An 11,635-nucleotide genomic window follows, 5' to 3' on the forward strand; every position below is an offset into this window, starting at 1 on the left:
GCGAGCCGTCCCGGGTGGTGGCCCGGCCCGGGGCACCGTCGTGGGTACGCCCAGAGCTGCCCCGGGGGAAGGCACGCGACGCCCACGGCAGCGCCCACCCGAGTCCCCACCTCGTACAGGAGCGATGACCGATGTCAGCAGTGCGCACGGGGCGTTGTCTCGCCCTCATGTCGGCCGGAGTCCTCCTCTGCGCCCTCGCGGCGGCCGGACCCACGGCGGCCGCCGAGCCCGTCGGCCCCCGCGCGGCCGCCGGACAGGTCACCGATCCGGTCCCCCGGCCCCTTCCGCTCCCGGCGCCGCCGCGCACGCCCGGGTCCCTGCCCGCACCCGGGTCCATGCCGGCTCCCGGGTCCCTGCCCGCGCCCGTGTTCGCACCGGGCGCCGTCTACAAGCAGGCACTCGACACCCTCGGCCCCCGGCGGCTCACCCCCGGGCAGCGCAGACTCACCGCCCGTAAGGAGGCCGCGGCGAGCAGCTGGTTCAGACGCGCCGAGACCCGGACGAAGCGCGCCGGCTACGTCGTCTCGGGCGGACTGCACCAGTCCCAGCGGACCTCGTACTGGTGCGGGCCGGCGGCCCTCGTCATCACTCAGTCCGCGCATGACGAGGTCGGCGGCCGCTCGCAGCAGAGCGCGGCGGATCTCCTGGAGACCGACTCGAGCGGCACGGCCTGGTACGGGGTCGGCATCGATGTGCCGGACCCGACCGGCTACCCCGTCGTGGACGCGCTCAACTACCGGCTGCCGGGCGCGAACTACGTGCCCAGGTCACTGCCGTACAGCCCGACCTCGGACGACGTGGCGGACTTCCGTGAGCACATCATGCACGACACGGACTACGACTACGCGATCGCCGGCAACGCCTGGGAGGTGCCGGGCGGCCCGCACCTCGTCGGCCATCCGAACATCGAGATCTTCCACTGGGTGGCGATCGACGGCTACAACAGCGACACCGATGCCGGCCAGGTCCGTTATCTGGACCCGGTGGGCGGGGTGAGCACCAGCGTGATCTCGTGGGCGGGCGGTGTGCCCAAGTCGGCCCGGATCTCGTCCCACACCATCACGACGATCATGGGCGGCCGTGGATACGTCTGGTAGGTCCGCCGGCAGGCCCGCTCCCCCGGTCACCGGGACCACGCTTCCGGCCCCGCTGAACACGGCGCTCTTCCACGCGAACCTGCTGAACACGGCGCTGCTGAGCGCGGCGCTGCTGGTCGGCGGTATGGGCTGTACACCGGCGCCCACCGCCCGTCCGACCGTCCCCACGGCCGCCTCCGCCCCTTCGGCCTCCGCCCCTTCGGCCTCCGCACCGTCGGTTTCCGACCCTTCGGCCTCCGCCCCGTCGGTCTCCGCACCGTCGGTGCCGGTGACCTCGGGATCGCGACCGTCGGCGGCGGCCGTCCGGGCGGCCTGTGAGGCGCCGCTGCCCGAGAGCTGGCGGTCCGCGCTCGCCGCCGGCGAGTTCCGTGCGCCCACGGGTGAGCGGGCGGTGCTCACGGAAGTGGGACCCCGGGCCAGTTGGACCGTCGTCCAGCTGTCGGACGACCGGACCCGCCGGGCCGCCCTCGTCGAGGCCGCCGGGGCCCCGCGCACCCTGCTGACGTTCACCGACCCCGTCGAGCACCAGCTCCTGGCGGCCGATGTGTCGGCGGACGGCCGGTGGACGGCGTTCGCGGTCCTGGAGGGCCGGACGCTCGACAGCCCCTGGTCGCTGTACGTACGGGACGCGCAGGGCGGAATGCGGCGGCTCGCCCGTTCCGCGCTCCCCGGCCCGCTCCCGCAGCCCGTCGTCCGGGGCGGGGCGGTCTTCTGGGCGCAGGGCACCGGCGACGGGCGGGCCACCATCTTCACCAGCCCGGTCCGCCCGCCCGGCTCCGGCACGTCGTCCCGTGCGCCCCGCGCCCTGCACACCGGGGTGCTCGACGCGCCCTTCGCCGCCGGCGGGCTGCTGGCCTGGCGCGAGGCCGGCCCGGACGGCCGGACGACGAAGCTGGCCGCGCTGTCGTTCGCCACCCTGCGCCCGGCCGGGCTCCCGGGGCCCCTGGGCGGGCTGCGCGATCTGCGCTCGCCGGCCTCGGACGGCGCCACCTGGGCCTGGATCGAGGACGAGGAGGAGCCGAGGCTGATGGTCTGGCGGCCCGGTCAGCGGTCGCCGGTGGCGCGGCTCTCCGGGCCACCCGCGGCCGAGGGTCTCGACCAGCTGCGCATCAGCGGTGAGCTGATCACCTGGCGCACGCCGGAGGCCGCGTACGCGCTGGACCTGCGGACGTCGGCGTACGCCCGGATCACCCCGCAGTACGGCTATGCGCAGGCCAGGGCCGGTGCGCTCGCCGTCGCCTACAACCAGGGCGAGACGAAGGGGCCGGGTGGGCGGTCCGTGATCCAGGTCGTACGCGCGGACCGGCTGCCGCGGCTGCCGATGCCGCGGGACTGCGGCTGACGCCGGGCTGCGGACTGCACGAGGCTACGGACGGCACGAGGCTACGGACGGCACGAGGCTGCGGCCGGCGCGAGGCTGCGGGCGGCACGGCGGCGCTGCTGACACGGGGGCGCCGAAACGTTTGCGCAGACCGCTGCCGTGCCAGGGATGTGGACATGCCCGAGACCACACTGATGCTGTCCGAAGAGGTACGGGAGGCGCTCGACGCGCGCCGCCCCGTCGTCGCCCTGGAGTCCACGATCATCGCGCACGGGCTCCCGCGCCCACGCAATCTGGCCGTGGCGGAGGAGCTGGAGTCGCTGGTCAGAGCGGGGGGCGCGGTACCTGCGACCGTCGCCGTACTGGACGGACGGCCCCATGTCGGCCTGGACAAGGACGAGTTGGAACGCGTCGCGACGGACCCCGGGGTGCGCAAGCTCGGGCATCGCGATCTCGCCCCGTCGCTGGCGGCGGGCGCGAGCGGCGCGACGACGGTGTCCGCCACGGCGTTCCTGGCGGCGCGGGCGGGCATCCGGGTCTTCGCGACGGGTGGGCTCGGCGGGGTGCACCGCGAGTGGGCGGTGTCCCAGGACGAGTCGGCCGACCTGCGGCTGCTGGCACGCACCCGGATCACGGTCGTCTGCGCCGGGGTGAAGTCGATCCTCGACGTCCCGGCGACGCTGCAGCGGCTGGAGACCCTCGGCGTGGGCGTCCTCGGCTACGGCACGGACCGGTTCCCCGGCTTCTATCTGTCGTCCTCCGGGCTGCCGGTCGACTGGACGGTCCGTACGCCGGAGGAGGTGGCGGACGTGATGCGGGCGCAGGACTCCCTGGGCGGTCCGGAGACGGCGCTGATCGTGGCGCAGCCGGTGCCGGAGGACGAGCAGTTGGACCCGCACCTGCACGACCGGGTACTCGCGGAGGCGCTGGACGAGTGCCGGGAACGGGGCATCGGCGGCCAGGCCGTCACGCCGTTCCTGCTCGACTCGCTGATGCGGCGCACGGAGGGCGCCTCGCTGGAGGCCAATCTGGCGGCGGTGCGCGGCAACGTACGGCTGGCGGCACGGATCGCGGCGGCGCTGTGACGCCTCCCGCGGGACCCGGGGCGCCGGGCGCGCTGCTCGTCGTCGGGGATGTGGCCACGGACGTGGTGGCCCGGCACGGTTCGGCGCTGGCCCACGGGACGGACACGGCGGCCGAGATACGGACCCTGCCGGGCGGGGCAGGTGCCAACGCCGCCTGCTGGGCGGCGTACTCGGGCCGGACCGACGTACGGCTGCTGGGCCGGGTCGGCCGCGACGCCCTGGCCTGGCACGAGACGTGCCTGCGCGAGGCCGGGGTATGCCCCCTGCTGGTCGCGGACGACGAGGCGCCCACGGCGACGGTCGTCGCGCTGGTCGACGCCGACGCGGAGCGCACCTTCCTCACCGACGGCGGTGCGGCGCTGCGGCTCTGCCCCGCCGACTGGTCGCCGGCCCTGCTCGACGGAGTGGCCCGGCTCCATCTGTCCGGGTATCTCTTCTTCGCGGACTCCAGCCGCGAACTGGCCTCGCTGGCCGCCGCCGACGCGGGCGGGCGGGGCATTCCGGTGAGCGTGGACCCGGCGTCGGCCGGCTTCATCGCGGCTCTCGGCGTGGACCGCTTCCTCGCGGCGACGGCGGGGGCCGACATCCTGCTGCCCAACGCGGACGAGGCCCGGCTGCTCACCGGCCTCCCGGACGTCGCCGACGCGGCGGCCAAACTGAGCCGCCACGTACCGCTCGCCGTCGTCACACTCGGCTCCGGCGGCGCGCTGGTCGCGGAGTCGGGCGCGGTGACGGCCCGGATCGCGCCGGTCTCCGCCACGGCGGTCGACACGACGGGCGCGGGCGACGCCTTCACGGGCGCGTTTCTCGCGGCGCTCCTGTCCGGCGCGACCGCGGCCACGGCTGCGGCCTCGGGCTGTCACGCCGGCGCCCACGCGGTCGGCCTCCACGGCGCGCGGCCACCGGGCCGCACGGACACGGGCGCCTGACCGTACCGGTCGGGCGTGGGAGCCTCCCGGCTCACGCCGACCGGCGTCCGCAGGACGGCACGACGGGAGGGCCCGGAGGCCGGACCGGCCCGTGCGAGGGACGGCCACCGGCTCGGCCCCGCACGGCTGTCGCGAACCACGCCCCGTACGCCATCACCGGCCGCTCCCGAAAGCTCCGGCCGCGCGCCCGCACTTCCCCGGACCGGGCGGGGTCGCCCACGGCCGGCGCGGGCCGGGGACTCGCACCGCGCTAGGCGTGGTCGTCGCGGTCCCGACGGTCCCGCCCCCACGGGTCGTTCCAGGCCGGGTGGCGTGGGTCGTCGGCGCGGACGACGACGTCCGCGGAGCCGGCAGGGGCGACCTCGTGCTCGTAGCGCTCGAAGGCGGGCAGCGTCCAGGCCTCGTCTGCGGCGGTACGGCGGCGCAGCGCGCCGGGCGAGAGGCGTACGTGCAGGGTGAGGTCGAACGGGAACCAGTGGCCGAGCAGCAGCGGTCCGTGCGCCACCAGCACTCCACCGGGCGGCAGTTCGACGTGCGGGCTGCGTGTCGCGCGGTCGGCGTCCGGGTCCCACAGGTCCGGCAGGACCCGCCCCGATCCGCCCGGATCCAGCGGTCCGAACACCTCGCGCCAGAGCGCTCCGGTGTCGAACCAGCCGTCGTAGTAGGTGTCGGCGTCCTCGCGCCCGTGCTCGTACCGCAGCGAGGCGGGCTTCAGGAACCCGCCCGTGCCGACCACCAGCACCGACCGTCCGCGCAGCCGTAGCGCCTCGGCGAGCGTCCCGGCCACGGTGGCCGTCCCGGCGGCGGGTGCGCCGTCGACGGCGATGCGCAGCCAGGCGCTGCCGTCTTCGGCCTTGCTCTCCAGGGCCCGGTCGGCGACGGCCTCGGTCAGCCGTTCCCAGGTGATCGGTTCGAGTCGCACCGGTCCATCATGGCTCCCCACGGCGTGCACCGGGGAACGAGGACGCCGGACCCGAAGCAGGAAAGCCAGGACCCGAAGCAGGGAAGCCAGGACCGGAAGCAGTGCAGCCGGACCCGGAGCAGGAGAGCCAGGACCGTCGTCAGGCAGACGGCACTCCCGTCGCGGCGTCGCGCAGTGCCGCCACCGGCGTTCCGTCCACCGAGACGCGGACGCGCCCGTCCCGTACGGCGTCCTCGACGGTGAGGTCTCCGCGGCTGATCGCGAGACATGTGTCGGCGTCCAGCTCCAGCCGGGCGACCGCCCCCCGCTCGGATGCCGGACCGTCTCCGTATCCGCAGACGGATCCGTCGGGCCCGAGCCGCAGGTGGAACTCCCCTTCCGGTAGCCGTACGTCCACGAGGCCCGCCACTCCCGACGCTCCCGACGCCCCCGTCACTCCCGACATCTGAGACATCCCCGTCACCTGAAGGCGGCGCAGCAGCGGCAGCGCGAACCAGTGGGCCCGTACCGCGTCCGTCGGGCGGGGGGCGGCGAGTTCGGGCGCTCCCCATTCGGCCAGGGCGACGACGACGGGGTGCAACGCCCGGCCGCGCTCGGTCAGTTCGTACACGTACGCGGAGACGGGCGCGGGAAGGCGGCGTCGCGCGGCCAGTCCGTCACGTTCCATGTCCTTGAGGCGGGAGGCGAGGACGTCCGTGCTGACGCCGGGCAGATCGGCGTGGAGATCGGTGTAGCGGCGCGGGCCCGCGAGCAACTCCCGCACGATCAGCAGGGTCCAGCGGTCGCCGACGGAGTCGAGGGCGCGGGCGACGGCGCAGTACTGATCGTAGCTTCGGCGGCGTGGAGGACGTGGCATGCGACGCAGTCTAGACCGGTTGTTGGACTTTCCAAGCTCTCACTTGGTAAAACCAAGTATCGAGTACGAGGGACCGAGTACCACCACCCGTAGCGCCACTTCAGGGGAGGCCTCCGCATGGAGTTCCGGCAGTCGAGCAAGCTCAGCGAGGTCTGTTACGAGATCCGCGGTCCGGTGATCGAGCAGGCCAACGCCCTGGAGGAGGCGGGCCACAGCGTCCTGCGTCTCAACACCGGCAACCCCGCGCTCTTCGGCTTCGAGGCGCCGGAGGAGATCGTCCAGGACATGATCCGGATGCTCCCGCAGGCCCACGGGTACACCGATTCGCGCGGCATCCTCTCCGCACGCCGCGCCGTCGCCCAGCGCTACCAGTCCCTCGGGCTCGGCGATGTGTCGGTGGACGACGTCTTTCTGGGCAACGGCGTCTCCGAACTCGTCTCCATGGCCGTGCAGGCGCTTCTGGAGAACGGCGACGAAGTCCTCGTACCGGCACCCGACTTCCCGCTGTGGACCGCCGTCACCACCCTCTCCGGCGGAAAGGCCGTGCACTATCTGTGCGACGAGTCCGCCGACTGGTATCCCGATCTCGACGACATGGCCGCGAAGATCACCGACCGGACCAGGGCCGTCGTGATCATCAACCCCAACAACCCCACCGGCGCCGTGTATCCGCGCGAGATCGTCGAGGGCATTCTCGATCTCGCGCGCCGCCACCAGCTGATGGTGTTCGCCGACGAGATCTACGACCAGATCGTCTACGACGACGCGGTCCACCACAGTGCCGCCGCCCTCGCCCCGGATCTGGTGGTGCTCACCTTCAGCGGGCTGTCCAAGACGTACCGCGTGGCCGGCTTCCGCTCCGGCTGGCTGGTCGTCACCGGCCCCAGGCAGCATGCGCGCAGCTATCTGGAGGGGCTCACGATGCTCGCGTCGATGCGGTTGTGCCCCAACGCGCCCGCGCAGTACGCCATTCAGGCCGCGCTCGGCGGACGCCAGTCGATCCGCGAACTCACCGCGCCTGGCGGGCGGCTGCGCGAGCAGCGTGACCGGGCGTGGGAACGGCTCAACGAGATACCCGGCGTCTCGTGCGTGAAGCCGAAGGGCGCGCTGTACGCGTTCCCGCGCCTCGACCCGAAGGTGCATCCCGTCCACGACGACGAGAAGTTCGTCCTGGACCTGCTGCTGCGCGAGAAGATCCAGGTCGTCCAGGGCACCGGTTTCAGCTGGCCGCGTCCTGACCACTTCCGGATCCTGACGCTGCCGTACGCCGACGACCTCGACGCGGCGATCAGCCGTATCGGACGCTTCCTGAGCGGATACCGCCAGTAGGCGGAAGGCGAGCGGGGGCCGGGAACGGGAGCGGGTCCGAGGGCGTAGCCTGCCCCCGGACCCTGTGGATGCCGCTCACATTCACACGCCGGCACACTTGAGAACCCGGGTCAGTCGTCATTGCGCCGCGTCCTGCCTTTGGACCACCGCCGATCGAGCTCGGCGGACCAGATTCGAACTGGCATTTCGACGCACCAGGGCCCGGGCCCGGTCGATCCGGCGATGAGCGGCGAATGCTGAGTCTGGAGCGAGAGTCTGAGATTCATCGCGGCCGGTCATCGCCGGCCACGTGGTTCACGACAAGCTTCAGCTTCAGCTTTGCGCTCCTCGCGCACCCCGGCCGCGGTGCTCCGTGGCCGGGGAGTCTGTAGGGGCTACCCGAAGAGGTAGCCGAACACGGCGTCACCCACCCGCTGGTCGGTGACCTCCGCGGCGTTCGCCTCCTCGCGGGCGAACTTCACCGCCTGCTGGAGCTTCTCCACCCGGTCCAGCAGCTCGTTGACCCGGCGGGCGGGCAGGGCTCCGGAGAACTTCACGGTGGTCCAGTAGCCGACCGGGATGTCCTCGTAGTACACCTCGACCTGCGCCGGGTGCTTCTCGGTGGCCTCCGCCTTCACATGGTTGCGGGGCACCTTCTTCGTACGGACGGTCCTGACCGGCTCGGTCTTCCAGGAGTCGGTGGACGGGTCCTGCGTCCAGGATTCGGCGGCGTCCAGCACCGGCAGCTTGCGCACGAAGGTGTTGATGTCCGTGAGCTGCTTCTCCAGGAACAGGAGGTACGCGACGGGCACCTCGGCCACCAGGACGCGGCCGTCGACGGTGATGTCGGCGCGGGCCGCGCAGTTCGCCCAGTCCTTGGTGGCGGTGACGTCGAACAGCCGGGTGAGCGTCTTCGCGGTGTCGCGCAGCACGTCCTCGGTCTTGACCTGCACCAGCGTCGACTCGGGCGGCAGCTGCTCGCCCTCTTCGTCCTTCGGCTGATAGGTGCGGGCGATTCCGGCGAGCAGTGCGGGCTTCTGCAGGCCGTGATGCGCCGTCGTCAGGTCCTGGTGCGCCTTGGACTTGACGCCCTTCTCCACTGCGATGATCTGATTGAGTTTCGCCACGTCCGGGAAACTAACAGGACCAATATCCGTTTCTCGAACGATTATTGGACGGGCGGGGGCCCGCTTCGGGAAGGGGGCGGGAGACCGGTGGATCCGCTGGTGGTCGTCGAGCCGCTGAAGCGGCGGCGCTGCGCCGAGTGCGGGCGGGGGCCGCTGGAGCGGCTCGTCCTGGAGTTCGGCTCACCCCGCTGCCTGGACTGCGCCGACCTCGGGCATCTGGTCTTCCTGCCGCGCGGGAACGCGGCACTGACCCGACGGTCCCGCGAGGCGAGCTCCCTGTGGGCCGTCGTCGTACGGCACAACAAGCAGCGCACCCGGTACGAGCGGCAGGGCCTGCTCGTGGAGGAGGCCGCGCTGGCGCGCGCGGAGGAGGCGTGCCTCGCCGACGCGGAGGTACGGGCGCGGCGCCGGCAGCGGGACGCGGCGCGGCGGGCGGCGGAGGACGTCCGCTTCACGGCCAGGCTCACGGCGGAGATCCTGCGGCTCTTCCCGTCCTGCCCGCTCGACCGCGCGCTGGACGTCGCGGCGCACACATCGGCGCGGGGCAGCGGACGCGTGGGCCGCACCGCGGCCGGCCGGGCCCTGGACGAGGGCGCGGTCACGGCGGCGGTGCGGGCTTCCGTACGCCATCTGGACACGCCGTACGACTCGCTGCTCATGCAGGGCGTTCCACGCCACGAGGCTCGCAGACGCGTCGCACCGGCCATCGAGGCGAGGCTCACGGCGTGGCGGTGCGAGCGCCGGGCGTAGCCCGCGGCGGCCCGGCCCGCGGCGTCCCGACCGCCCGGGGCCGCCTTCGGGGCCGGGCCCTACGCCCTCGATGTCGGGCCCCTACGCCCTCGCGCGGGACCGGCGGTAGAGCACGGCACCGCCCAGGATCAGGGTGGCGGCGGCCGGGACGGTGAGTCCGATCGTGGACGGCGTGCCGGTCTCGGCCAGGTGGACCGGGCTCTGCTGGGTCGCGCTCTGAACGGCGGGCGCGGGACGGGTCTTCGGCGGCGTCACCGGCCGCGGCCGGGCCACGGGCTTGACGGAGGAGTTCGAGGAGGAGTTGCCCACGGCCGCGTTACCGATACCGACGACATTCACGGAGTTGCCCGTGACATTCACCGGAACATCGACGGGCACCTGGATCGCATTGCCGGAGAGGACACCGGGGGAATCCTTCGCGCTGCCCTGGGCGACGGCACCGCCACCGCCCCGTCCTTCGTTCTCGCAGCTGTTGCCGGCCGCCGGGTTGAGCAGACCGATCACATTCACGGTGTTGCCGCACACATTCACCGGAACATGCACCGGGATCTGCACCGTGTTGCCGGAGAGCAGGCCCGGCGATCCGGTCGCGCGTCCCTGCGCGTCCGAGTCGGCGTGGGCGGCCCCGGCCGCGGCGAGGGCGCCGCCCGTGACCATGACTGCGACCAGACCTGTTCGGCGAATCTGCCTCATGATTCCTGCCTTCCGGAGGATGAACACGGGTGCTCACCCGCACCGAAAATAACGCGATAGAACCAAACGGGTTATGGCCGGTCGGCGAATCACCCCATCGAGTGGACGGCCGTCGAACTGGTCGCCGCATTCCGGGTGTTCACCACGGAGAATGCCCGCCCGCCGTTCGCCGCGCCCTCCCTCGCTCACCCGGTTCCGTAATCCTGGATACGTCGGCCGTGCCCCCGGTCGGTCAATGCGGGGAGCCTCCGGGCGAGTTCACCGGCGATCTCGTCGACGTCGAGGGTGAGGAGCCTGCGGTCGCGCATCAGGACGCGACCGTCGACGATCGTGGTCAGGACGTCCGCGGACCGTGCGCTGAAGACGAGGGCCGCGGCGATGTCATGGAGCGGGCGCAGGTGCGGTCCGCTCAGGTCCACCAGGATCAGATCCGCGCGCCGCCCCGGTGCGAGAGCGCCGGCCCGCTCGCCGAGCCCGGCGACCCGCGCGCTCTGTGTGGTCGCGTGGTCCAGCGCCTGGCGTGCCGTCAGCCAGCGCGGGTCCTTCTCCGCCGACTTCTGCACGAGCGCGGTGAGCGTCATGCTCTCCCACACGTCGAGCGTGTTGTTGGACGCCGCTCCGTCCGTGGCCAGGCCGACGGGGATGCCGAGCGAACTCAGCGCCCTGATGGGCGTCGTGTCCCAGCCGAACTTCAGGTAGCCCTTGGGCGCGGTCGCGATCCCGATCCGGCCCGTCGCCCGCGCGAGCACCGCGAGGTCGCTGTCGACGATGCCGGTGCCGTGCGCGACGAGGAGGTCCACATCGAGCAGTCCGGTGCGGTGGAGGGTCTCGACGGGTGTGCGGCCGTACCGCTCGAGGCTGCTGTCCGTCTGGGCGCGGTTCTCGGCGGCGTGGATGTGGACGGGCAGTCCGTGCTCGCGCGCCAGTTCGGCGGTGGCCTCCAGATCGGCGTCGTCGACGGTGTACGGGGCGTGCGGCGCCAGGGTGGTGGTGATCCGGCCGTCCGCGTCACCGTCCCTGCGCAGCGCGAAGTCGAGGGAGCGCTCGCGTCCTTCGGCTCCCTGGCTGGAGAAATAGGCCCAGCCGAGGCTCGCCCGCAGCCCGCTGCGGGCGACGGCGTCGGCGACCCGGTCCATCGAGAAGTAGTGGTCGGCGAAGGCGGTGACCCCGCCGCGGATCATCTCGGCACAGGCGAGCAGCGCGCCGAGCTCCACCACCTCGTCGGTGAGGTTGCTCTCGATGGGCCAGATCCAGTCGTTGAACCACTCCTCGACGGGCACGTCCTCCGCGATGCCGCGCAGGGCGACCATGGGCGCGTGGGTGTGGCAGTTGATCAGTCCGGGCATGGCCAACCGGCCGCGGGCGTCGATGCGTTCATGCGCGGGCAGCGCGGCCGCGGTCACGGCGCTGGTGACGTCCGTGATGGCTCCGTCGCGGACGACGACGGCGCTGTCCTCCTCGAACCGGATCGTGCCGTCCTGGCCGTGCACGAGCACCGTGCACCCTTCGACGACGAGATCCGCGGGCTCGGCCATCAGGCCCCCCCT

The 11,635-nt window shown here is 72.9% G+C and carries 11 protein-coding genes; 6 read left to right on the top strand and 5 right to left on the bottom strand.

The features are described 5' to 3' along the window. Positions 1–131 precede the first annotated feature (131 nt). The 4 genes from OG766_RS08210 to OG766_RS08225 all read left to right on the top strand — a co-directional run bounded on the left by OG766_RS08210 (position 132) and on the right by OG766_RS08225 (position 4,432). Entirely contained in the window at positions 132–1,097 is a 966-nt protein-coding gene (locus tag OG766_RS08210; RefSeq protein WP_266375027.1) for a hypothetical protein, read from the top strand. Continuing rightward, positions 1,081–2,439 carry a hypothetical protein gene (locus tag OG766_RS08215; protein WP_328724922.1) on the top strand — a complete coding sequence of 453 codons (1,359 nt, stop codon included), beginning with the start codon at positions 1,081–1,083 and terminating at the stop codon, positions 2,437–2,439. Before OG766_RS08210 ends, OG766_RS08215 begins: the two co-directional genes overlap by 17 nt. Positions 2,440–2,594: 155 nt before the next feature. Further along, positions 2,595–3,503, top strand: a complete 909-nt coding sequence (locus OG766_RS08220; RefSeq protein WP_266375025.1) for a pseudouridine-5'-phosphate glycosidase — start codon at positions 2,595–2,597, stop codon at positions 3,501–3,503. Further along, on the top strand, positions 3,500–4,432 hold the full coding sequence (locus OG766_RS08225; protein WP_266375024.1) for a carbohydrate kinase family protein: 933 nt from the start codon (positions 3,500–3,502) through the stop codon (positions 4,430–4,432). The genes OG766_RS08220 and OG766_RS08225 overlap by 4 nt, the downstream gene beginning before the upstream one ends. 250 nt (positions 4,433–4,682) lie before the next feature. On the opposite strand, the gene OG766_RS08230 is transcribed toward OG766_RS08225, so the two are convergent. Both OG766_RS08230 and OG766_RS08235 read right to left on the bottom strand, forming a co-directional pair. After that, entirely contained in the window at positions 4,683–5,354 is a 672-nt protein-coding gene (locus OG766_RS08230) for a uridine kinase (RefSeq protein ID WP_266375023.1), read from the bottom strand. Between the two features lie 139 nt (positions 5,355–5,493). Next, the gene (locus OG766_RS08235) at positions 5,494–6,210 is read right to left on the bottom strand and encodes a winged helix-turn-helix transcriptional regulator (protein WP_266375022.1); all 717 of its coding nucleotides are present in this window, start codon (positions 6,208–6,210) and stop codon (positions 5,494–5,496) included. A 117-nt stretch (positions 6,211–6,327) separates the two neighbouring features. Between OG766_RS08235 and OG766_RS08240 the strand changes: the two genes are divergently transcribed. Next, positions 6,328–7,539, top strand: coding sequence for a pyridoxal phosphate-dependent aminotransferase (locus OG766_RS08240; RefSeq protein WP_266375021.1), 1,212 nt, complete (start codon positions 6,328–6,330; stop codon positions 7,537–7,539). 374 nt (positions 7,540–7,913) lie between these two features. Here OG766_RS08240 and OG766_RS08245 read toward each other — a convergent pair whose 3' ends face one another. Then, on the bottom strand, positions 7,914–8,645 hold the full coding sequence (locus OG766_RS08245; RefSeq protein ID WP_266375020.1) for a DUF7873 family protein: 732 nt from the start codon (positions 8,643–8,645) through the stop codon (positions 7,914–7,916). 87 nt (positions 8,646–8,732) lie between these two features. On the opposite strand from OG766_RS08245, the gene OG766_RS08250 reads away from it, so the two are divergent. Beyond that, positions 8,733–9,395 (top strand): DUF2293 domain-containing protein, encoded by a 663-nt coding sequence (locus tag OG766_RS08250; protein WP_266375019.1) that lies wholly within the window; start codon positions 8,733–8,735, stop codon positions 9,393–9,395. Positions 9,396–9,476: 81 nt separating this feature from the next. On the opposite strand, the gene OG766_RS08255 is transcribed toward OG766_RS08250, so the two are convergent. Further along, positions 9,477–10,088, bottom strand: coding sequence for a chaplin (locus OG766_RS08255; RefSeq protein ID WP_323137244.1), 612 nt, complete (start codon positions 10,086–10,088; stop codon positions 9,477–9,479). A 185-nt stretch (positions 10,089–10,273) separates the two neighbouring features. After that, the gene (locus OG766_RS08260; RefSeq protein ID WP_328724923.1) at positions 10,274–11,623 is read right to left on the bottom strand and encodes an amidohydrolase; all 1,350 of its coding nucleotides are present in this window, start codon (positions 11,621–11,623) and stop codon (positions 10,274–10,276) included. Positions 11,624–11,635 lie beyond the last annotated feature (12 nt).

The organism is Streptomyces sp. NBC_00259, assembly GCF_036181745.1.
In the GTDB taxonomy this organism is placed as follows: domain Bacteria; phylum Actinomycetota; class Actinomycetes; order Streptomycetales; family Streptomycetaceae; genus Streptomyces; species Streptomyces pratisoli.